At 71.1% G+C, this 22,114-nt stretch carries 17 protein-coding genes; 7 read left to right on the forward strand and 10 right to left on the reverse strand.

Features of this window, described 5'->3' with window-relative positions; genetic code table 11:
• Nucleotides 1-53: 53 nt before the first annotated feature.
• Complete coding sequence (pepN, locus tag ACSHWO_RS22270; protein WP_438314166.1) at nt 54-2,645, reverse strand: aminopeptidase N; 2,592 nt, start codon at nt 2,643-2,645, stop codon at nt 54-56.
• A gap of 99 nt (nt 2,646-2,744) precedes the next feature.
• Here pepN (ACSHWO_RS22270) and ACSHWO_RS22275 point away from each other — a divergent pair, with 99 nt between their 5' ends.
• Both ACSHWO_RS22275 and ACSHWO_RS22280 read left to right on the forward strand, forming a co-directional pair.
• Nucleotides 2,745-2,969, forward strand: coding sequence for a ribbon-helix-helix domain-containing protein (locus ACSHWO_RS22275; protein WP_361084195.1), 225 nt, complete (start codon nt 2,745-2,747; stop codon nt 2,967-2,969).
• Nucleotides 2,962-3,309 (forward strand): type II toxin-antitoxin system PemK/MazF family toxin, encoded by a 348-nt coding sequence (locus ACSHWO_RS22280; RefSeq protein ID WP_438314170.1) that lies wholly within the window; start codon nt 2,962-2,964, stop codon nt 3,307-3,309. Before ACSHWO_RS22275 ends, ACSHWO_RS22280 begins: the two co-directional genes overlap by 8 nt.
• Before the next feature lie 61 nt (nt 3,310-3,370).
• Here ACSHWO_RS22280 and ACSHWO_RS22285 read toward each other — a convergent pair whose 3' ends face one another.
• The 3 genes from ACSHWO_RS22285 to ACSHWO_RS22295 all read right to left on the reverse strand — a co-directional run bounded on the left by ACSHWO_RS22285 (nt 3,371) and on the right by ACSHWO_RS22295 (nt 8,831).
• Nucleotides 3,371-4,402 (reverse strand): aspartate-semialdehyde dehydrogenase, encoded by a 1,032-nt coding sequence (locus ACSHWO_RS22285; RefSeq protein WP_438314173.1) that lies wholly within the window; start codon nt 4,400-4,402, stop codon nt 3,371-3,373.
• A gap of 251 nt (nt 4,403-4,653) precedes the next feature.
• Nucleotides 4,654-7,989 carry a S8 family serine peptidase gene (locus ACSHWO_RS22290; RefSeq protein ID WP_438314176.1) on the reverse strand — a complete coding sequence of 1,112 codons (3,336 nt, stop codon included), beginning with the start codon at nt 7,987-7,989 and terminating at the stop codon, nt 4,654-4,656.
• A 275-nt stretch (nt 7,990-8,264) separates the two neighbouring features.
• A complete protein-coding gene (locus ACSHWO_RS22295) occupies nt 8,265-8,831 on the reverse strand; it encodes a CGNR zinc finger domain-containing protein (protein WP_438314179.1) in 567 nt (188 codons plus the stop codon).
• A 147-nt stretch (nt 8,832-8,978) separates the two neighbouring features.
• Between ACSHWO_RS22295 and ACSHWO_RS22300 the strand changes: the two genes are divergently transcribed.
• Both ACSHWO_RS22300 and ACSHWO_RS22305 read left to right on the forward strand, forming a co-directional pair.
• On the forward strand, nt 8,979-9,437 hold the full coding sequence (locus ACSHWO_RS22300) for a VOC family protein (protein ID WP_438314182.1): 459 nt from the start codon (nt 8,979-8,981) through the stop codon (nt 9,435-9,437).
• Between the two features lie 44 nt (nt 9,438-9,481).
• A complete protein-coding gene (locus ACSHWO_RS22305) occupies nt 9,482-10,384 on the forward strand; it encodes a pyridoxamine 5'-phosphate oxidase family protein (RefSeq protein ID WP_438319226.1) in 903 nt (300 codons plus the stop codon).
• Here the strand turns inward: ACSHWO_RS22305 and ACSHWO_RS22310 are convergent.
• Together ACSHWO_RS22310 and pepN (ACSHWO_RS22315) are read right to left on the reverse strand one after the other, a co-directional pair.
• The gene (locus ACSHWO_RS22310; protein ID WP_438314185.1) at nt 10,360-11,319 is read right to left on the reverse strand and encodes a hypothetical protein; all 960 of its coding nucleotides are present in this window, start codon (nt 11,317-11,319) and stop codon (nt 10,360-10,362) included. The two genes, ACSHWO_RS22305 and ACSHWO_RS22310, sit on opposite strands and share 25 nt — an antisense overlap.
• 176 nt (nt 11,320-11,495) lie before the next feature.
• The gene (pepN, locus tag ACSHWO_RS22315) at nt 11,496-14,048 is read right to left on the reverse strand and encodes an aminopeptidase N (RefSeq protein WP_438314188.1); all 2,553 of its coding nucleotides are present in this window, start codon (nt 14,046-14,048) and stop codon (nt 11,496-11,498) included.
• A gap of 122 nt (nt 14,049-14,170) precedes the next feature.
• Here pepN (ACSHWO_RS22315) and ACSHWO_RS22320 point away from each other — a divergent pair, with 122 nt between their 5' ends.
• Complete coding sequence (locus ACSHWO_RS22320) at nt 14,171-14,818, forward strand: mycothiol-dependent nitroreductase Rv2466c family protein (RefSeq protein ID WP_361084174.1); 648 nt, start codon at nt 14,171-14,173, stop codon at nt 14,816-14,818.
• Between the two features lie 274 nt (nt 14,819-15,092).
• Here ACSHWO_RS22320 and ACSHWO_RS22325 read toward each other — a convergent pair whose 3' ends face one another.
• The 3 genes from ACSHWO_RS22325 to ACSHWO_RS22335 all read right to left on the reverse strand — a co-directional run bounded on the left by ACSHWO_RS22325 (nt 15,093) and on the right by ACSHWO_RS22335 (nt 18,897).
• Nucleotides 15,093-15,749, reverse strand: coding sequence for a superoxide dismutase (locus ACSHWO_RS22325; RefSeq protein WP_385848355.1), 657 nt, complete (start codon nt 15,747-15,749; stop codon nt 15,093-15,095).
• A 162-nt stretch (nt 15,750-15,911) separates the two neighbouring features.
• Nucleotides 15,912-17,327 carry an amino acid permease gene (locus tag ACSHWO_RS22330; protein WP_438314193.1) on the reverse strand — a complete coding sequence of 472 codons (1,416 nt, stop codon included), beginning with the start codon at nt 17,325-17,327 and terminating at the stop codon, nt 15,912-15,914.
• 157 nt (nt 17,328-17,484) lie between these two features.
• On the reverse strand, nt 17,485-18,897 hold the full coding sequence (locus ACSHWO_RS22335; RefSeq protein WP_385848361.1) for an amino acid permease: 1,413 nt from the start codon (nt 18,895-18,897) through the stop codon (nt 17,485-17,487).
• A gap of 281 nt (nt 18,898-19,178) precedes the next feature.
• Here ACSHWO_RS22335 and ACSHWO_RS22340 point away from each other — a divergent pair, with 281 nt between their 5' ends.
• On the forward strand, nt 19,179-19,766 hold the full coding sequence (locus tag ACSHWO_RS22340) for a biotin transporter BioY (protein WP_438314197.1): 588 nt from the start codon (nt 19,179-19,181) through the stop codon (nt 19,764-19,766).
• Between the two features lie 126 nt (nt 19,767-19,892).
• On the opposite strand, the gene ACSHWO_RS22345 is transcribed toward ACSHWO_RS22340, so the two are convergent.
• Nucleotides 19,893-21,326, reverse strand: coding sequence for an amino acid permease (locus ACSHWO_RS22345; RefSeq protein ID WP_361084162.1), 1,434 nt, complete (start codon nt 21,324-21,326; stop codon nt 19,893-19,895).
• 218 nt (nt 21,327-21,544) lie between these two features.
• On the opposite strand from ACSHWO_RS22345, the gene ACSHWO_RS22350 reads away from it, so the two are divergent.
• A complete protein-coding gene (locus ACSHWO_RS22350) occupies nt 21,545-22,033 on the forward strand; it encodes a ribose-5-phosphate isomerase (protein ID WP_356850596.1) in 489 nt (162 codons plus the stop codon).
• Nucleotides 22,034-22,114: the final 81 nt, after the last annotated feature.

Below are 22,114 nucleotides of genomic sequence, written 5' to 3' on the forward strand. Positions count from 1 at the left end.
CCCCGGACCGCAGGAGCGGGCCGGGGCACCGGTGTGCGCACTGCCGGGCGGGATCAGGCTCCGGCCGCACCCGCGGCCGCGTCGGCCGCCTGGGCCTTCAGCGCCCGCTCGACGCCCGCACGGGACTCCGAGACCAGGCGGCGCAGGGCCGCGTTCGGCTCGGCCGAGGCCAGCCAGTCGTCCGTCGCGGCCAGCGTCGCCGCGGAGACCTGCAGGGTCGGGTACAGGCCGATCGCCAGCTGCTGGGCGATCTCGTGGCTGCGGCTCTCCCAGATGCCCTTGACCATCTCGAAGTACTTCGCGGTGTACGGGGCCAGCAGCTCGCGCTGGTCGGCCTGGACGAAGCCGCCGATGACCGCCTCCTGCACCGCGTTCGGCAGGTCCGCGGAGTCCACCACCGAGGCCCAGGCCGCGGCCTTGGCGTCGGCCGTCGGGCGGGCCGCCCGCGCCGTCGCCGCGTGCCGCTCGCCCGCCGCCGTGCGGTCGCGCTCCAGCTCGGCGGCGATCTCCGGCTCGTCCAGGACGCCCGTCGCGGCCAGCCGCTCCAGGAACGCCCAGCGCAGCTCGGTGTCCACGACCAGGCCCTCGATCTCGGCCGCACCGTCCAGCAGCGCCTTCAGGTAGGTCAGTTGGCCCTCGGTGCGGGCGGTCGCCGCGAAGGCGCGGGCCCACGCCAGCTGGTGGTCGCTGCCCGGCTCGGCACCGCGCAGGTGCTCCAGCGCGGCCTCGGTCCAGGCCGCCAGGCCCTGCTCCCGCCACGCCGGGTCGGCGTACAGGTCGATCGCCAGCTTCACCTGGCGCTGCAGCGACTGCACGACGCCGATGTCCGACTCCTTGCCGATGCCCGACAGGACGAGGGACAGGTAGTCGCGGGTGGCCAGCTCGCCGTCCCGGGTCATGTCCCAGGCCGAGGCCCAGCACAGCGCCCGCGGCAGCGACTCGGCGAAGTCGCCCAGGTGCGCGGTGACCACGGCCAGCGACTCCTCGTCGAGGCGGACCTTCGCGTAGCTCAGGTCGTCGTCGTTGAGCAGCACGACCGCCGGGCGGGCGCGGCCGACCAGCTCGGGCACCTCGGTGAGCTCGCCGTCGACGTCCAGCTCGATCCGGTCGGTGCGCACCAGCTTGCCGCCGTCGAGGTCGTACAGGCCGATCGCGATCCGGTGCGGGCGCAGCGTCGGCTCGCCCTTGGCGCCGGCGGGCAGCGCCGGGGCCTCCTGGGCGACGGCGAAGGAGGTGATGACACCCTCGGCGTCCGTCTCGATGCGCGGGCGCAGGACGTTGATGCCGGCGGTCTCCAGCCAGGCCTTCGACCAGGCGGCCAGGTCGCGGCCGGAGGTCTCCTCCAGGGCGCCCAGCAGGTCCGACAGGCGCGTGTTGCCGAAGGCGTGCGCCTTGAAGTACGCCTGCACGCCCTGGAAGAAGGCGTCCGTGCCGACGTAGGCGACGAGCTGCTTGAGCACCGAGGCGCCCTTGGCGTACGTGATGCCGTCGAAGTTGACCAGGACGTCGTCCAGGTCACGGATGTCCGCCATGATCGGGTGCGTCGACGGCAGCTGGTCCTGCCGGTACGCCCAGGTCTTCATCGAGTTGGCGAACGTGGTCCACGCCTGCGGCCACTTGGTGCCCTCGGCGTACGCCTGGCAGGCGATCGAGGTGTACGTGGCGAACGACTCGTTCAGCCACAGGTCGTCCCACCACTCCATGGTGACCAGGTCGCCGAACCACATGTGCGCCAGCTCGTGGAGGATGGTCTCGGCGCGGCCCTCGTACGCCGCGTCCGTCACCTTCGAGCGGAAGACGTACTGGTCGCGGATGGTGACCGCGCCCGCGTTCTCCATCGCGCCCGCGTTGAACTCGGGCACGAACAGCTGGTCGTACTTGGCGAACGGGTAGTCGTACGCGAACTTCTCCTGGAACCAGTCGAAGCCCTGCCGCGTGACGTCGAAGATCGCGTCGGCGTCCAGGAACTCGGCCAGCGAGGGCCGGCAGTAGATGCCGAGCGGCACCGACTGGCCGTCCTTGCGCTCGTAGGTGCTGTGCACCGAGTGGTACGGGCCCACGATCAGCGCGGTGACGTACGTGGAGATGCGCGGCGTCGGCGCGAAGCGCCAGACGTCGTCCTCGACCTCGGCGGGGGCCGGCGTCGGGGAGTTCGAGATGACCGTCCAGCCCGCGGGGGCCTTCACGGTGAACCGGAACGTCGCCTTGAGGTCGGGCTGCTCGAAGCTGGCGAACACCCGCCGGGCGTCCGGGACCTCGAACTGGGTGTACAGGTAGGCCTGCTGGTCGACCGGGTCGACGAAGCGGTGCAGGCCCTCGCCCGTGTTCGTGTACGCGCAGTCCGCGACGACCTTCAGCTCGTTGTCCCCGGCGAGCAGCCCGGCGAGGGCGATGCGCGAGTCCCGGAAGACGGCGGACACGTCCAGGGCGGTGCCGTTGAGGACGACCTCGTGCACGGCCGGCGCGACCAGGTCGATGAAGGTCTCCGCGCCCGCTTCGGCGGACCGGAAGCGCACGGTCGTCACGGAGGGGTAGGTACCGCCCTCCTGCGCCCCGCTCAGGTCGAGGTCGATCTCGTACGAGTCGACGCTGAGCAGCTTCGCCCGCTGCCGAGCCTCTTCACGGGTCAGATTCGTGCCTGGCACGCGTTCATCTCCTTCGATGGTGACGTTCTCGGTCATCCTTCCATGCCGACTGCGATCGTGGGGTAGCACACGACTTCCTACCGCAGTAGCATCAAGTGTATGAAGATCAGTGTGAGCCTGCCGCAGGAGGACGTCGTCTTCGTCGACGAGTACGCCGCGAGGACGGATGCGGAGTCGCGCTCGGCGGTGATACACGCCGCCATCGGCCTGCTGCGGGCCGCGCAGCTGGAAGCCGAGTACACGGAAGCGTTCGCCGAGTGGGACGACGGCGAGGACGCCGCGCTGTGGGACCGGACGGTCGGTGACGGTGTCACCGATGCGTAGGGGGGACATCTACCTGGTGGACCTGGATCCGTCGCAGGGCAGTGAGGCCAACAAGGTCCGGCCGGCGGTCATCGTGTCCAACGACGGGGCCAACCAGTCGGTCGAGCTGCACGGCAGGGGCGTCGTCACCGTCGTGCCCGTCACGTCGAACACCGCACGCGTGCTCACCTTCCAGGTGCTGCTCCTCGCGGAGGAATGCGGGCTGGTCCGGGACTCCAAGGCGCAGTGCGAGCAGGTGCGGGCGGTGGCGCCGGAGCGCCTGGGCCGGCGCATCGGGCGGGTGCCCCGCCCCCGCATGGCGCAGGTGGATGCGGCGCTCCGCCGTCACCTGGCGCTGTGACCCTGAGCAGCAAGAAGGGGTGGCACCGGAAGGGATCCGGCACCACCCCCGCGCAGGACGGTCAGGCCCGGCCGAGTTCCTCGGCGACGAGCTCGGCGATCTGGACCGCGTTCAGGGCCGCGCCCTTGCGGAGGTTGTCGTTGGAGACGAACAGCGCCAGGCCGTGCTCGGCCGTCTCGTCGACGCGGATGCGGCCCACGTACGAGGCGTCCTTGCCCGCGGCCTGGAGCGGGGTCGGGATCTCCGACAGCTCGACGCCGGGCGCGTCCTTCAGCAGCTCGTAGGCGCGCTCCACGCTGATCGGGCGCGCGAAGTGGGCGTTGACCTGGAGCGAGTGGCCGGAGAAGACCGGGACGCGCACACAGGTGCCGGACACCTTGAGGTCCGGGATCTCCAGGATCTTGCGGGACTCGTTGCGGAGCTTCTGCTCCTCGTCGGTCTCGAAGGAGCCGTCCTCCACGATCGAGCCCGCCAGCGGCAGCACGTTGAAGGCGATCGGGCGCTTGTAGACGCCCGGCTCCGGGAAGGCGACGGCGCCGCCGTCGTGGACCAGCCCGGCGGCCTCCGCGGCGACGGCCTTGACCTGGCCGTCGAGCTCGGCGACACCGGCCACGCCCGAGCCGGACACGGCCTGGTAGGTGGTGGCGACCAGCGAGGTCAGCCCGGCCTCCGCGTGCAGCGGGCGCAGCACGGGCATGGCGGCCATGGTGGTGCAGTTCGGGTTGGCGATGATGCCCTTGGGGCGGTTCTTGATCGCGTGCGGGTTCACCTCGGACACGACGAGCGGGACCTCGGGGTCCTTGCGCCAGGCGGAGGAGTTGTCGATCACGACGGCGCCCTGCGCGGCGACCTTCTCGGCGAGGGCCTTGGAGGTGGCGCCGCCCGCGGAGAACAGCACGATGTCGAGGCCGCTGTAGTCGGCCGTGGCGGCGTCCTCGACGGTGATCTCGCGATCCTCCCACTCCAGGGTGGAGCCCGCGGAGCGGGCCGAGGCGAACAGCCGCAGCTCCTCCACCGGGAACTTGCGCTCGGCGAGGATGCTGCGCATGACTGCGCCGACCTGGCCGGTGGCTCCGACGATTCCAACCCTCACGGTGACTCCTTTTGGTGCGTACGACACGGGCGCGTGGAGCCATCATGCGTTCGACCCCACGAGGCTTGTCCAATCCATTGTCCGAGGAGCGGACGATGTTCCGGTCGTGAACCGTCCGTGACGATCTCGGGGCGGCCGTGCCGACGGCCTCCTCGCATGCGGAAGGGGCGGGCGCCGTGGGCGCCCGCCCCTTCTTCGTGCGGTCGTGCGGTCATGCGGTCACGCTGCGGTGCGGCCGGAAGGCCCCGTCGTTACGGGATGACCTTCTCGATCTGCACGCTGCCGGTGCCGGCGGCGGTGCCGCGCGAGTTCAGCAGCTTGACCTCGCCGAAGAACTGCCGGCCCTCGGGGGCCGCGGCGTTCGCGACGACGTTCGCCGTGACGGCCGCCGAGGCACCGTTGGCGAGGTTCAGCGCGGTGCCCTCGTCCACCTGGACGGAGCCCAGGCCGGAGGAGAAGTACACGTCGCGGTAGTCGTACGTGGTGGAGCCGGACGGGACCGCGTAGCCGGTGACCACGATGGTGTAGGTGCCGGCGGCCGGGTTGACCAGGGTCACCGACTCCTCGGAGTCGCCGTCGGCGGAGGAGCCGACCTTGACGCCGTCCTTGAGGACGTCGAGGTCCAGGTCGGCGCCGGTGTCGGAGGTCTTGCCGATCGCCACGTCCAGGCGGGAGACGCCCTCACCGATGGTGACCGCGGTGGTCTGCTGCTCGCCGGCGGCGATGGTCGGCTTGGCGACCTTCGCGGAGCCGAGCGGGCCGCCCTGGAGCTTGCCGCCGGAGATGGCCGCGCCCTCGTTCCTGACCGTCCACTGGACCGGGGCCGGGGTGCCCTGCTTCACCTCGGGCAGGACCTTGACCGCCGGGTCGAAGCCCGCGCCGAGGACGCTGACGTCCAGCTTGAAGGGGTTGTCCAGCAGCGGCGACGTACGGCGCGACTCGACCTCGATCTCCCAGACGCCCGGGGCCGGGTTCTCGTAGGAGCGCAGGTCGGGGCGGCACTTGTTGGCCGGGTTGTCGTAGTTCGGGTAGCACTGGGTGGTGGCGCTGTCCTCGACGCCCACGCCGTACGGGTGGATCGAGATGAAGCGCGTCTGGCTGCCCGCCGTGAGACCGCCGAGGGCGACCTCGAGGGTCTTCGCGCCCTGCGGCACGGTGACGAAGTACGACTTGTGGCTGTTGCGCTGCACGGAGGAGGTGTCCGACAGCGTGAACGACGGCTTCGCCAGCGGGGTGGCGGCGACGACCGTGGTCAGGATCTGCTTGTCGATGCCCTCGGTGGTCTCGTCGTCCAGCTGCAGGATGCCGCTGTGCACGCCGGCCGTCTTGGCGTTGGCCTCGACCTTGATGGTGACGGGCTTGTTCAGCGGCAGCGTGACGTAGTCGTAGCCGCCGACGACCTTGAAGGTGCCGTCGTTGTTCCGCCAGCTCAGGTTGTGGCGGGTGCCGTACTTGACGCCGGTGGTGCGGGTCACGACGACGTCGTAGACCTTCTTCTGGCCGACCTTCAGGCCGCCCTCGCGGTCGTAGAGGCCGGTGCCGAAGCCCGGGGTCTTCAGGAACTGGTCGATCGCGGTGTCGACCGGCGCCTTGACGGTGAACTCGTTGGCCTTGGCGTCGCGCTGGACGGACTCCCAGGCCTCGTTGACGTCGAGCAGGCCCGAACCCTGGGCGTGCGCCGGGACGTCGTCGATCTTCTTCGCGGTGCTGGTGAGAGCCACGCGCATCGCGGCCGGGGTCAGCTTGATGCCGTGCTGCTTCGCGGCCGAGAGCAGCAGGGCGCCGGCGCCCGCCGCCTGCGGCGAGGACATCGAGGTGCCCTGGAGCATGCCGTAGCCGGCCGGCAGGTCGTAGCCCGCCTCCTTCACCGGCGCGCCGGGCAGCCAGGTCTGGATGGTGTTGATGGCCGCGCCGGGGGCGGTGATGGTGGGCGTGAAGCCGCCGTCCTCACGCGGACCGCGCGAGGAGAAGGGGAACATGTTGTACTTCTTGGCCACACCGGAGCCGTAGTTGGCGGCCCAGGTCTCCTTGGAGACCGCGGCACCCACGGAGATGACCTTGTCGGCGAGGCCGGGGTCACCGATGGTGTTGACGCCCGGGCCCTCGTTGCCCGCCGAGATGACAAGCTGGACGCCGTAGGTGTCGATGAGGTTCCTGTACAGCTCGGCGCGCGCGTTGTTGCCGTCGTTCAGCGCCGGCAGGCCGCCGATCGACATGTTGACGATGTCCACGCCGCGGTTGACGACGAGGTCGATCATGCCCTCGGTCAGCGCGATGTTGGTGCAGCCGCCGGACCAGGAGCAGGCGCGGGAGGACACGAGCTTCGCACCGGGCGCCTGGCCGTTCATCTTGCCGCCGAAGAGGCTGTTGGCGGCGGTGATGCCGGCGACGTGCGTGCCGTGCTCGGACTCGATGATGCCGATGTTGACGAAGTCGGCCTTCTTGCCGACCCAGTCCCCGCCCAGCGGGTCCATCGGGACGTCCTTGCGGATCTGGATCACGAACGGGATCCGCTCGGCGACGTCGGTCGCGGGGTTGTCCGTGCCGAAGTAGCCGATCTGGAAGCCGTCCTTGTACGGCTTCATCGGCTCGTTGTTCGTGAAGTCGTTGTCCTGGTCGGTGTCGACGCGGACGGTGCCGGCGGCCGGGTCGTACAGCATGCCGAACCGGTCGGTGGTGTCACCGTCGCGGTTGACGTCGCCCTTCATGTCACCGGTGGCGGTGATCGACTCGCTGAAGCGGCTCCACTGGTACGAGCCCTCCGGGGCCTTCCAGCTCTGGCCGCCCGCGGTGAAGCTGCCGCCGGCGGGAGCGACCGGGGTGATCTGCGGGCGCCAGGTGGCGTCGTTGTCCGCGATCGGGTCGGTCGCCGTCACCCAGTCGACGATCTTGCGCTCGCCGGTGGTGGTCTTCTGGAGCGCCGGGTGGGCGATGTCGACGCCGGAGTCCAGGATGCCGATGGTCACACCGCGGCCGTCGGCCTGCGGGTTCTTCGCGACGAAGTCCACCGAACCGGTCTCGAAGGACGGGTTGTACGGGTTCTTCGCCGGGGTGTTCTTGTCCGGCGCCGCGTAGTTCTCGGAAGCGGTCTTCTGCGCCTTGCCCGACTCCTTGCCCCCGTCGGGGCGCGGGTCCGACAACTGGATCTCGTGCTTGAGGTCCATCGCGTGCACGGAGGACAGCTTGGCGGCCGCCTTCAGCGCGGCCTCGGCCTTGCCGGTCGGCAGGGTGGCCCGCACGTAGCCGAGCTTGTCGTTGGTCTGGCCGACCGACGCGCCCTGGACGGACGTCAGCTGGTCGGCGACCTGCTTGGTCTGACCGGGGGCGGTGGCCACCATGACGGTGACGGTCGCGTCACCCTTGGCCTTGGCCTCCTGCAGCAGTTCGGCGTCGGCCGAACCGAGCTTCTGGTCGGCGGACTTGACGGCGGGGCCGGTTCCCGGCGTGCCGTTGCCCGTGCCGGTGCCGGTCGCCGCGAACACGGGCACGGCGCCCGTCGCGGCGAGCGCGGCCACCAGGCCGGCCGCGGCCGCGACGCGCGCGACGCGCCGGGCCCCGGATATCGAACTGGGGGATTCGAAGGTCATCAGCATCCCTGGCTAAGTGAAAGAAACGCTCCGGAATTCGGTGCCGGATGACCGGTCAGCCTTGCGTACGTGACAGGGGTTTGGGGAGCCGTGTCATTGACCGAGACCTGACATGGCGGACACCCGCCAGGTCACCGCGTGCGCCATCGGGGACGTATCAGGGCATGCCGCCGCGAAACGCAGGGGCTGATGAGTCGATTTGTCGACTTACCGGCCTTGTGGCACGTGTGAGCCGTCGACCACGTGCAGGGCGGGGTGTGACAACTTTCGGCGCCTCAGCGCTCGCGCGTGCGCGCGTAGTGGCGCGAGGCCTTCGCCCGGTTTCCGCACACGGCCATCGAGCACCAGCGCCGCGTGCCGTTGCGCGAGGTGTCATGGAAGTGCAGCACGCAGGTCTCCGAGGCGCACTTGCGGATCCGGTCGGGCGAAGCGCCGAGCAGCTCCAGGTAGTTGCGGGCGGCCGTCCACGCCGGTCCCCAGGACGGGTCCTCGAACTCGGCCCGCTCGCCCGGGCCTTCGGCGGTCAGGGTCGCGCGGATGCGTCCGTGCTCGAGCACGGCGTCCACCAGGGTGCGCGCACCGTCGTCGGCCGGGTCGGCGACCGCCCGGGCCAGGGCCTCGCGGGCGGTCAGCAGGTGGATCAGGGTCGGCGCGTCGGCGCGGAAGCGGTGCTCCAGTCCGACGCTGCGCAGCCAGAGGGCGAGGCCCTCCATCCGGGTCAGCCCGAAGGCGCCGGCGAAGAGGTCGGTGAGCCGGCCCTCGCGCATCCAGCGGGTGTTCAGCAGGTCCAGGGCGATCGGCTCGCCGGTCAGGGGGCGAGGGTCCGTCGCCTCGGTCGCCATCTCTCCGCTCCTTCGTGCCCTGTCCGGACTGCCTGGCCGCCTCGCTAACCCCTCAAGGGTACGTGGCCGGTTGACGAGTGCGCCTCTAACCCTTAATGTGAATTTAGACGGTTAGAAACCCAATCCGGACCCGAAGGGGGGACAGCCGTGACGGCTGTCATCAGCACGCTGCGCACCGGCCACGTCGGCCTCAACGTCACCGACCTCACCCGCTCGCTCGCCTTCTACCGCGACGCCCTGGGCTTCGAGCTGCTCGGCGAGGGCACGGAGGAGGGCCGCCGCTTCGCCTTCCTCGGGCAGGACGGGGAGCTCGTCCTCACCCTCTGGCAGCAGGCCGAGGGCGTGTACGTCCCGACCGCGGCGGGACTGCACCACCTGGCGTTCACCGCCGGGGGGATCGACGAGGTCGAGGCCTACGAGGCGCGGCTGCGCGACCTCGGCGTCGCCTTCGCCTACGACGGCGTCGTCGCCCACAGGGAGGGCTCCGCCTCCGGCGGGATCTTCTTCCACGACCCCGACGGCACCCGCCTGGAGATCTCCGTACCCAAGGGCGCCGAAGGCGCCTCCGCCCCCACCGCAGGGGCTCCCACCTGCGGCTTCTTTTAAGCCCTCGTAAGCCGCATCCCCGACAGGAGGTCACCGTGGACCGTGTGGACCGCTACCACCAGGGCTCGCTGGCCGTGCAGGAGCGGGTCGGCGTACGCGAGCTCGCCGAGCACGTCGGCCGCTCGATCGGCACGGGCATCAAGGACGTCGCCGCCGACTTCCTCGCCCGCCAGCCGCACCTGGTCGTCGGCGCCGCCGACGCGGCCGGGCGGCTGTGGGCCTCGCTGCTCACCGGCCCGCCCGGCTTCGTCCGGGCCACCGGCACCGACCGGATCGCGGTGACCGGCGGGCTCCCGGCCGGCGACCCCCTCGCCGGGGCGCTCGCCACCGCCGGCACCCGCGTCGGGACCATCGCCCTCGACCCGCGCACCCGCCGCCGGATGCGGCTCAACGGAATCCTGGAGCCGGCCCCGGGCGGGTTTGTGGTGGCGGCCGAGCAGGTCTTCGCCAACTGCCCCAAATACCTCCAGAAGCGGCAGCCGCTGGAACCCGCCGCCGAGGGGCCCGGGGTCGTACGGCGCGGGGACGCGCTCACCGCCGGCCAGCAGCGGGCCGTCCGGGCCGCCGACACCTTCTTCGTCACGACCACCGCCGAGGACGGTGCGGACGCCAGCCACCGCGGCGGGCTGCCCGGATTCGTGGAGGTGCTCTCGCCGACCGAGCTGTCCTGGCCCGACTACCCGGGCAACGCCATGTTCCTCACCCTGGGGAACCTGGCAGCCGACCCGCGGGCCGGACTGCTGTTCCCGCACTGGGAGACGGGCGCGGTGCTCCAGCTCAGCGGCCGGGCCCGGACGGAGTTCGCCGCCGACGGCAGCCGCAGCGTCCGCTTCCGCATCGAGTCCGCTGTGGAGGCCCTGCACCCCGGGCGGCTGTGCTGGAGCGCTCCGGAGTACTCGCCGGCGAACCCGGCGCCCCCCTCTCACCGCGGCAGCACGACCAGGTAGGCGGCGGGCTCCCGCTCGCCCGAGGCGGTCAGGGCGGTGCGGACGACCGCGGCCTGCTGCTCGGGCCAGTCGCGCAGCTTGCGCGGGGTGACGTGGACGACGGTCACCCCGAGTCGCTCCAGGGCGTCCCGCTTGCGCACCGTCTCCGACCACTCCTCGTCCTCGCCCTGCCGGGGCGCACGGGTGTCGATCTCCACGGCCACGGCCTCCTCGGGCCAGTACGCGTCGACCCCGCCCAGGTGCGGGCCGCCGGGCACGCGCAGGTCCACGTTCCACACCGGCTCGGGGAGCCCGAAGCCGCGTACGAGCCGGTACAGACGGTCCTCGGCGACGGCCCGGCCCTCGGCGAGGAGGGACTCGACGGCGTCCATGACGTGCGGCCGGTTCAGCAACCGGGCCGCCGTCAGCTCCCGTACCACGGCCGCCGGTTCGCAGTGCCCGGCGCGCACGGCCTCGCTCAGCAGGCGGCGTACCGTCCCGGCGTCGGAGAGCCCGGCGACGGCGTCGGCCAGCGCCCGGGCCACCGGGGCCACCGGCAGGCCGGTCACTTCCAGCGGGCGGGGCGGCGTGTGCGTCCGGACGATGCGGACGGTGCCGACGGAGCGCAGCCGGCGGGTGTGCGGGACGAGCACGTCGATCTGGGGGAGGGAGAGCAGCGCGGGGGCGGAGTTGAACCGGTGGAGGGCGAGCGCCGCCAGGCCCGTGACCATGGCCTCGCCGCCGCGCCGGCCCGCGTACAGCAGGGCGGCGTGCAGCCGCTCCTCGTTCGTGGCGGCCCCGGGGTGCAGGAGGAACACCCCCGGGAGGATCTCCTGCCAGGAGCGGTCGGCGGCGTCGGATGCGGTGACGCCGTGCTCGCGGAGCTGGGCGAGGGTCAGGACGCGGGGGCGGCTGTCGGTGAGGTGGGCGAGGGGGAGGGGTGCGTTGTGGTTCATGCCGCGGAGATTCCCGCTCCGGGGAGGTCAGCTAACCGCTGTTACCGTCCCGTCGACAAATCCGGACAAGACAGCACTAAAGTACGGCCGTTCGAATGCCGATAGCCCCCGCGGTGCCGCCCGGCCTCGGAGCCGGCGGGGCTGAGGACCAGCCCCGCCGGCGTTCCGGCGCGGTGTTATGCGGCGGCGGCGTCGCAGGCCTGGGCGCGCAGGGCCCGGGCGAGGTCGTCACGGCCCTCCAGCACCAGCCGTCGCAGCGCCGGCGGGGCGTCCTCGTGCGCGGACAGCCACGCGTCCGTCGCGTCGAGCGTGGCCGGGCTGTCCTGCAGCGCCGGGAACAGGCCCCGCACCACGTGCATGCCGATCTGGATCGACCGCTCCGCCCAGATCCGCTCGATCACCTCGAAGTAGCGGTCCGTGTACGGGGCCAGCAGGGCCCGCTGCGAGGGCTGCTGCATGCCGGCGATCGTCGCCTCCACCAGCGCGTTCGACAGCGCGTCCGACTCGACGACGACCGCCCACGCCTGGTCCTTGACCGCCGTCGACGGCCGCGCCGCCAGGCAGCGCACCTGGTGCCGCTTGCCCGACGCCGTGTCGTCCCGGGCCAGCTCCGAGGCCAGCACGGACTCGTCCACCGCACCGTGGGCGGCCAGCGGCAGCAGGAAGTCCCAGCGCAGCTCCTGGTCCACCTCCAGCCCGTCGATCCGCGCCGAACCGTCCAGCAGGCCCAGCAGCAGCTGGAAGTCGCCCTCCGTCGCCGCGCCCGCCGCGAAGAAGCGGGCCCAGGTCAGCTGGTGCTCCGAGCCGGGCTCGGCGCGCCGCAGCTCCTGCAGGGCGCCCGCCGCCAGTACCCGCCCGCCCTGCTCACGCCAGTCGGGCGCGGCGTAGTGGGAGAGCGCGGCCAGCGTCTGCGAGTGCACCATCTGCAGCACGCCGACGTCGCTCTCGCGGCCCGCGTGGGCCAGGACCAGGGTGATGAAGTCCCGCGCCGGCATGAGCCCGTCGCGGGTCAGGTTCCACAGCGCCGACCAGCACAGCGCCCGCGCCAGCGGGTCCGTGATGTCGCCGAGCCGGGCCCGCAGCGTGTCCAGCGAGCCCTCGTCGAAGCGGACCTTGCAGTAGGTGAGGTCGTCGTCGTTGACGAGCACCAGGTCGGGCCGCTCCTGCCCGGCCAGCTCGGCCACGACCGTCCGCGTCCCCGCCACGTCGGCCTCGGCCTGCGCGAAGCGGACGAGCCGCCCCTCCTCCAGCCGGTACAGGCCGACCGCGACCCGGTGCGGGCGCAGCTCGTCGCCCTTCTGGAGGACGGCCAGCTCGGTAACCCGGCCGCCCGCGTCGTACGTCACCACCGGCGTCAGCACGTTCACGCCGGCCGTCTGCAGCCAGGCCCGCGACCATTCGGCCATGTCCCGGCCGGAGACCTCGCCGAGCACGGACAGCAGGTTGTCCAGGGTGGTGTTCCCGTACGCGTTGGCCTTGAAGTAGCGCCGTGCGCCCTCCAGGAACGCGTCCCGCCCCACGTACGCGACGAGCTGCTTGAGCACCGCCGCGCCCTTGGAGTACGTGATGCCGTCGAAGTTGAGCTTGGCGGCCTCCAGGTCCGGGATGTCGGCCGTGATCGGGTGGGTGGAGGGCAGCTGGTCGGCCCGGTAGGCCCAGGCCTTGCGGTTGTTGGCGAAGGTCACCCAGGCCGTGTCGAAGCGGGTCGCCTCCACCTGCGAGAAGGAGCCCATGAAGTCCGCGAAGGACTCCTTCAGCCACAGGTCGTCCCACCACTTCATGGTGACGAGGTCGCCGAACCACATGTGGGCCATCTCGTGCAGGATCGTGTTGCAGCGCCGCTCGTACGCCGCCCGCGTCACCTTCCCGCGGAAGATGTACTCCTCCCGGAAGGTCACCATGCCCGGGTTCTCCATCGCGCCGAGGTTGTACTCGGGCACGAAGGCCTGGTCGTACTTCCCGAAGGGGTACGGGTAGTCGAAGTGCTCGTGGAAGAAGTCGAAGCCCTGCTTGGTGACGAGGAAGACGTCGTCCGCGTCGAAGTGCTTGGCCAGACCCTTGCGGCACATCGCGCCCAGCGGGATCGTCACGTCCCCGCGCGTGTAGGTGTCCGTCACGTAGTGGTAGGGGCCGGCCACGACGCAGGTGATGTACGTGGAGATCGGCGCGGTCTCGGCGAACCGCCGGGTCAGGCCCTCGCGCGACTCCTCGGCGCCGTTGCTCCACACCTGCCAGCCCTCGGGCGCGGTCACCTCGAAGCGGTAGGGGGCCTTCAGGTCGGGCTGCTCGAAATTGGCGTAGACCCGGCGGGCGTCGGCCGGCTCGTACTGGGTGTAGAGGTAGACCTCGCCGTCCTCCGGGTCGACGAAGCGGTGCATGCCCTCGCCCGTCCGGCTGTACGCGCAGTTCGCGTCGACCACGAGGACGTTCTCGGAGGCCAGGCCGTCCAGGGTGATGCGCGCCCCGTCGAAGACGGCGGCCGGGTCGAGCTCCTTCCCGTTGAGGGTGACGGAGTTCACGGAGGGGGCGATCAGGTCCGCGAAGCTGGACGAGCCGGGCGCGGCGGCCCGGAAGCGGATGGTCGTCAGTGAGCGGAAGGTCCTCGGGCCGTCGGCGGGCTCGGCCTCGTCCACGGCGGACGTCAGGTCGAGGGAGACCTCGTACCCGTCGACCGACAGCAGTTCCGCCCGGACACGGGCCTCGTCACGGGACAGGTTCTCTCCGGGCACGTGCACTCCTTCGTGCGAGATCGCGATACCTGGCGGAATCCTCCCACGGGGAATGCGGCCCGCCCCGGCCCGGTTGGCCAGGAGGACACCACCACGGATGCACCGTCCGAACAAGGAGAGACATGACCGACACCCAGGTGCGCGAGAAGACCCAGGTCGACTTCTGGTTCGATCCGCTGTGCCCCTGGGCCTGGATGACCTCCCGCTGGATGCTGGAGGTCGAGAAGGTCCGCGACGTCGAGGTCCGCTGGCACGTGATGAGCCTCGCCGTGCTGAACGAGAACAAGCTCGACGAACTGCCCGAGCGCTACCGCGAGATCGTCGGCCCGAAGGGCTTCGCCCCGGTGCGCGTCGTGATAGCCGCCCAGCAGAAGCACGGTGACGAGGTCACCGGCAAGCTGTACACCGCCCTCGGCACCCGGATCCACAACGAGGACCTCGGTGCGACCCGCGAGGTCATCGCCGCGGCCCTGGACGAGGTCGGCCTGCCGGCCGAGCTGATCGACTACGCCGACTCCGACGAGTACGACGAGGTCCTGCGGGCCTCCCACCACAACGGCATCTCGCGCGTCGGCGAGGAGGTGGGCACGCCGGTGATCTCCGTGCCCGGCGCCGAGGGCGGCGAGGTGGCCTTCTTCGGCCCGGTCGTCACCCCGACCCCGCGCGGCGAGGCCGCGGCCCGCCTGTGGGACGGCACCCTGCTGGTCGCCTCCACCCCGGGCTTCTACGAGATCAAGCGCACGCGAAACGAAGGACCCCGTTTCGACTGAGTGGAGCCCCGCGGTTGCGGGGAGCAGGACATCGAGCGCACACGGACAGCCGCGCCCTCGGGGCCACCTCCGCGTGATGCGAGGAGCACGTTGCAGTAACGTGCAGGCCCCCGGCGAGCTAACGCCGCTGGAGGCCGAGGGCCGGCGGACGCAGAAGACCCCCGTGAGTCACGTCCTCACGGGGGTCTTCCGTTCCACACGCCCGCACGCGAAGGTTGAGAAGACGATCACGAGGCGGGCGGTCCGGTCGCGGCGGTCGGCCGCGGGGCCGCGATCAGCCCTTGGCGGGGATCAGCAGCGGGGTGTTGGCCTTGGCGTCGGCGTAGCGCCTGGCGACGTCCTGCCAGTTGACGACGTTCCACATCGCCTCGATGAAGTCCACCTTCTGGTTCTTGTACTGCAGGTAGAAGGCGTGCTCCCAGGCGTCGAAGACCAGGACCGGCACCGACGCCTGGCCGACGTTGCCCTGGTGGTCGTAGACCTGCTCGACGATCAGGCGGCCGCTGATCGGCTCGTACGCGAGCACGCCCCAACCGGAGCCCTGCGTGGCGGAGGAGGCGAAGGTCAGCTGCTTCTTGAACTTCGCGAAGGAGCCGAAGGACTCGGTGATCGCGTCGGCGAGCTCGCCCAGGCCGTCGGCCGCGGTCGGCTCGCCGCCGCCCTCGCCGGTCTTCGGGCTGGCCATGTTGTGCCAGTAGATGCTGTGCAGGATGTGGCCCGAGAGGTGGAAGGCGAGGTTCTTCTCCAGGCCGTTCAGCGCGGCCCAGTTCTCCTTGTCCCGTGCCTCTGCCAGCTGTTCCAGGGTGTCGTTGGCGCCCTTGACGTAGGCAGCGTGGTGCTTGTCGTGGTGCAGCTCGATGATCTGCGGGTTGATCACCGGCTCCAGAGCCGAGTACTCGTACGGAAGCTCGGGAAGCGTGTAGATGGCCATGCGTGTAATCCGGTCCCCTCAGCGTGCCAACTGCTATTGCAATCAATGCGCAACTGCACGCTAGCAGTATCTATTCCGGCTTACATGTAAGGCTCACCTTGGTACGCGCGAGGGCGGGCCCCGCGCTCGCGCGGAACCCGCCCCGGCGGTGTGCTGCGGCCGTCAGCCCCGGGCCGCGGCCCGACGCTGCATCAGGAACCCGGTAGCGGCGAGGAAGAGGGTCAGCCCGCCGGTGAAGACCACCTGCACCCGCGTGTCGGGGTTCTCGGCCATCAGCGCCAGCACTGCGGCCACCCCGGCCAGCGCGGCCCAGGTCAGGTACGGGAAGCCCCACATCCGCACGACCAGCTTCCCGGGAGCCTCCCGCTCCAGCCGCCGGCGCAGCACGAGCTGCGAGACGGCGATGAAGCCCCAGACGACGAGGATGACCCCGCCGACCATGTTCAGCAGCCAGGCGAACAGGGTGTCCGGGTACCAGTACGACAGCAGGACGGTGACGAAGCCGAAGCCGCAGGAGGCGAGCACCGCACGCCGCGGCACCCGGCCGCTGACCCTGCCGAGGGCCTTCGGGCCCTGGCCGCGGGAGACGAGCGAGTACGCCATGCGGGAGGACCCGTAGATGTTGGCGTTCATCGCCGACAGCAGGGCGATCAGGACGACCACGTTCATGATCTGGCCCGCGGCCGGGATGCCCAGCCGGTCCAGGGCGGCCGCGTACGGGCCCTGCTCGGTCACCGCCGGGTCGTTCCACGGCAGCAGGGTGACGACGACCAGCATCGAGCCGACGTACACGACCGCGATCCGCCACATGGTGGTCCGCACGGCCCGGGCCACGCCCCGCGCCGGGTCCGCGGACTCGGCGGCGGCGATGGTCACCGTCTCCAGGCCGCCGTACGCGACGACCGAGGCCAGCACGCCGACGAGCAGACCGTCCAGGCCGTTCGGCAGGAAGCCGCCGTCGGGCAGCAGGTTCGCGGTGCCGGGGGAGGAGGTGCCGGGCAGCACCCCCGCGACCGCGAGCACGCCGAGGCCGAGGAAGAGCGCGATCGCACCGATCTTGATGGCGGCGAACCAGAACTCGAACTCGCCGAAGTGGGAGACGGCGGCCAGGTTCGACCCGCAGAACAGCGCCATGAACGCCAGCACCCACACCCACGACGGGGTGCCCGGGAACCAGCCGGTCATGATGTGCGCCGCGCCGATCGCCTCGATGGCCACGCCCACGCACAGCAGGGTCCAGAACATCCAGCCGGCCGTGAATCCGGCCCAGGGGCCGATCGCCCGCTCGGCGTGCACCGAGAAGGAGCCGGAGGCGGGGTTCGCGGCCGACATCTCGCCGAGCATCCGCATCACGCACATCACGAGCAGCCCGGACACGGCGTACGCGATCACGATCGAGGGACCCGCGGCGGCGACGCCGGCGCCGGAGCCGACGAAGAGCCCGGCACCGATGACCCCACCGAGGGCGATCATCGAGAGATGGCGCTGCTTGAGGCCGCTGCCGAGGGGCGCTCCCGCGCCGGGATCCGAGTCCGCGGGCTGCTGCCGCGCGGGGGGTGTGAGGGTGCTCTGACTCATGCGGGCCAGTCTGCCGAGCGTCCGTTTATCGGACGGTTGGCGTCCGGCATCCGGACACCCGTCTCACTCCTCGTGACCACGCGCCCGCGGAAAGCGGAAAAGGAGAGCGGGCCCGGGACGTGACGTCCCGGGCCCGCTCACCCCACACCTTCGTGCGTCAGGCGGAGGCCTCCTCCGAGCGGCGCGCCCGCACCTCCCGGATCCACGCCACCACCAGCACCACGGCCGCCGCGCCGGAGGACCACAGCAGCTGCGGCCGCGCCCCGTCGTCGAACAGCATCAGCACCAGCACCGCCGCCATCGCCAGCAGCGCCACCCACGTCAGGTACGGGAAGCACCACATCCGCAGCGTCAGCCGCTCCGGCATGTCCCGCTCCAGCTCGCGGCGCAACCGCAGCTGCGACACCGCGATCAGCGCCCACACGAACAGCAGCACCGCACCGACCGCGTTGAGCATGTAGAGGAAGACCGTGTCCGGCCACAGCAGGTTCAGCACCACCGAGACGAACCCGAAGGCCACCGAGGCGACGACGGCCCGGCGGGGCACCCCGCCCCGCGACACCTTCAGCAGCGCCGTCGGCGCCTCACCGCGCTCGGCCAGCGAGAAGACCATGCGGGAGGACCCGTACAGATTGGCGTTGAGCGCCGACAGCAGGGCCACGAACACCACGATGTTCATGATCTGCCCGGCCCCCGGGATGCCGATGGAGTCGAGGACGGCCACGTAGGGGCTCTGGCCCGGCTTCAGCGAGTCCCACGGCAGCAGCGTGACGATGACCAGCATGGAGCCGACGTAGAAGAAGAGGATGCGCCACACCGCACTGCGCACGGCGCGGGCCACCGAGCGGGCCGGGTCGTCCGACTCCGCGGCCGCGATGGTGACGACCTCCAGGCCGCCGAAGGCGAAGATGACCGCCAGCATGCCGGCGATCACGCCGGCCGCGCCCGCGGGGAAGAAGCCGCCGTTCCCGGTCAGGTTGTCCATGCCGACCGGGTCGGTGTCGGGGAGGAGACCGAAGATCGCCAGGGTGCCGAGGACCAGGAACAGCACGATCGCGCCGACCTTGAGGGCGGCGAACCAGAACTCGAACTCGCCGAAGTTCTTCACCGCGGCCAGGTTGCTGACGGTGAAGACCACCATGAAGAGCAGCACCCACAGCCACTGGTCGACGGCCGGCACCCAGCCGTGCGCGATCTTCGCCGCGCCGGTGGCCTCGACGGCCAGCACCACGACCAGCAGGAACCAGTACAGCCAGCCCGCCGAGAAGCCCGCCCAGCGGCCCAGCGCCCGCTCCGCGTAGACGGAGAACGAACCGGAGGCGGGCAGCGCGGCGGACATCTCGCCCAGCGCCCGCATCACCAGCATGGCCAGGGCGCCGGCCAGCAGGTAGGAGCAGATGATCGCGGGGCCGGCGATGCCGATGCCCGCGCCGGAGCCGACGAACAGGCCGGCGCCGATCACGCCGCCGAGGCCCAGCATGGTCAGGTGGCGCTGCTTGAGGCTGTGGCTCAGGGGTTCGGAGGGCAGCTCGGGGCCGCCCGGAGGAGTCTCGGTCTGGGGGTCGCGCATGAGTGGAGGCTCGTACTCTCGTGCTCGGCAGCGGCGGTGGGCTCCGCAGTAGTTGGCGGGACCCTACAGTCTCACCGGAGGGCGCCCTTCCGCGCAAAAAGGATGTGTTGACTGATCTGACCCGTGATGAGCATCACGGTGCCTCGGGTGTGAACCGAGGGCTTTGTGCACTTCCGACCAAAGGGGGGAGCAGCGCTTTGTCCCGGGCAGCGGTGGGGCGGCGCGGGCCCGCGCACTAGCGTCGGTGATCGTCCCGTCACCCCTCATCCCGCGGAGTCCCGATGAGCACCGCTTCTGCTTCCGTCTCCTTCCGCCCCGGCGCCGTCCTGGCCGACCTGCTGCCCGCGAGCCGCGCCCGCGACATCGCGCTCGTCGTCGGCGGAGCCGCCCTGACCGGCCTGGCCGCGCAGATCGCCGTGCCCGTCCCCGGCTCCCCGGTCCCGGTCACCGGCCAGACCTTCGCGGCGCTGCTCGTCGGCACCGCCTTCGGCGCCCGCCGCGGGTTCCTCTCGCTCGGCCTGTACGCGCTCCTCGGCGCGGCCGGCCTGCCCTGGTTCGCGAACGGCGCCTCCGGTGCGGGCGGCGCGTCCTTCGGCTACGTCCTCGGCATGCTGCTGGCCGCCACCGTCGTGGGCGCCCTGGCCCGCCGCGGCGCTGACCGCTCCGTGCTGCGCACGGCCGGTGTGATGGTGCTCGGCTCCGCCGTGATCTACGCGGTGGGCGTGCCGTACCTGGCGCTGTCCACCGGGATGCCCTTCGGCGCGGCCGTCGCGGCGGGCATGACCCCGTTCCTGATCGGCGACGCGCTCAAGGCGGCGCTGGCCATGGGCCTGCTGCCGACCGCCTGGAAGCTGGCCGGCCGCTCGTAGCAGTCGGCAACTCCCGAGCGGGCAGCCCCGGAGCGGGCGGCCCCGGAGCGATCAGCCCCCGGAAGCGAAGCAGCCCCGGACCGCGATGCGCGGTCCGGGGCTGCTGCCGTCAGGAGCCCTTGCGGGTCAGGCCTCGACGGAGGCCTTGCGGCGGCGGACGTCGCGCACCACGCCGATCGCGATCACGACCGCGGCGACCAGCACCGACAGGACCACGGTCTCGCGGTTGCCCTCGTCGTAGAGCATGTAGCCCAGGACGAAGACGATCATCGCGGCGGTGGCCCAGGTCAGATACGGGAAGAGCCACATCTTGACCGTCAGCTTCTCCGGCGCCTCGGCGACCAGGATCTTGCGCATGCGCAGCTGGGTCAGGCAGATGACCAGCCAGACGAAGAGCGCGATCGCACCGGAGGAGTTCAGCAGGAAGCTGAAGACGGTCTCCGGGTTGGTGTAGTTGAAGACGACGGCGACGAAGCCGAAGACCGTGGAGCCCAGGATGGCGGCCATCGGCACGCCACGCTTGTTGACCTTGGCGAAGGCCTTGGGGGCGTCACCGCGCTCGCCCAGCGAGAACGCCATGCGGGAGGCGGTGTACAGGCCGGAGTTGAGGCAGGACAGCACGGCGGTCAGGACGATCACGTTCATGATCTGGCCGGCGGCCGGGATGCCGATGGAGTCGAGGGCGGCGACGTACGAGCCCTTCTTCACGATCGACTCGTCGTTCCACGGCAGCAGGGTCAGGACGACGAAGATCGAGCCCAGGTAGAAGACGGCGATGCGCCAGATGACCGAGTTGGTGGCCTTGGTGACGGCGCGGCGCGGGTCCTCGGACTCGCCGGCGGCCAGCGTGACGATCTCGCTGCCCATGAAGGAGAAGACGACCATCAGCACACCGGTGAGGACGGAGCCCCAGCCGTTCGGCATGAAGCCGCCGGTGTCGGTGAGGTGCGCGAAGCCCGCGCCCGGGTTGTCGGAGCCCGGCAGGACGCCGAAGACGGCGAGCATGCCGATGACGACGAAGGCGCCGATGGCGACGACCTTGATGCCGGCGAACCAGAACTCGAACTCGCCGTAGGAGGCGACCGAGCCGAGGTTGGTGGCGGTCAGGACGGCCATCACGATCAGGGCCCAGGCCCACTGCGGGACGGCGGGGACCCAGCCTTCCAGGATGACGGCGCCGGCGGTGGCCTCGACGGCCAGCACGACGACCCAGAAGAACCAGTACAGCCAGCCGATGGAGAAGCCGGCCCAGCGGCCGAGCGCACGGTCGGCGTAGGCGGAGAAGGAGCCCGAGTTCGGGCTGGCGGCGGCCATCTCGCCGAGCATCCGCATGACGAAGACGACCATGGCGCCGACGAGCATGTAGGAGAGGAGGATGGCGGGGCCCGCCTTGGCGATACCGCCGCCGGAGCCGACGAAGAGTCCGGCGCCGATGACACCGCCGATGGCGATCATGGACAGGTGGCGGTTCTTGAGACCGGCCTTGAGACCATCGTTGGGCGTGGCGCCGGGGTTACCGGTGGGGTCGCCTGCCTTCTGAAGGGTCGTCGTGGTGCTCATGGACGAATCCTTAGGTTCCCGGGTTGCGAGTTCCGGCATTCAAACCCGAGATGAACGCCGGCGGAAGGGCTGCATCCGGATCGTTGCCAAGGACGAAGGTCCGGGACCTTGGTCCCACCGTGTCTCATCTGCGTTCTTTGGGTTTACTTGAGCTTTAGACGTGACTTACGCGACACCCCGGGGCAGGTTGTCGGGGCCGCTCGTGACACACTCGTCCCATGCGCGTCTACCTCGGATCCGACCACGCCGGCTTTGAGCTGAAGAACCACCTTGTGGACTGGCTCAAGAACAACGGCCACGAGCCCGTCGACTGCGGGCCGCACATCTACGACGCCGTCGACGACTACCCGCCGTTCTGCCTGCGCGCCGCGGAGAAGACCGCCGCCGACGCGGACAGCCTGGGCATCGTCATCGGCGGCTCCGGCAACGGCGAGCAGATCGCCGCCAACAAGGTCAAGGGCGTCCGTGCCGTCCTGGCCTGGAGCGTCGAGACCGCGAAGCTCGGCCGCGAGCACAACAACGCCAACGTGATCTCCGTCGGCGGCCGCATGCACACCCAGGACGAGGCCACCTCCTTCATCGAGGCCTTCCTGGCGACCCCGTACTCCGGCGAGGAGCGCCACACCCGCCGCATCGACATGCTCTCCGCGTACGAGCAGACCGGCGAGCTGCCCCCGATCCCGGCCCACCACCCGCAGGACCAGTAGGACGCCCCGTGCCGCCGGACCCGCCGGGTCCGGCGGCACTGCCGTTCCCGCGCCCGGACGGACGGCGGCCCCGGCCGTCCG

Origin of the sequence: Streptomyces pallidus (ex Mingjun et al. 2026), assembly GCF_051550185.1 — a bacterium.
Lineage (GTDB): Bacteria > Actinomycetota > Actinomycetes > Streptomycetales > Streptomycetaceae > Streptomyces.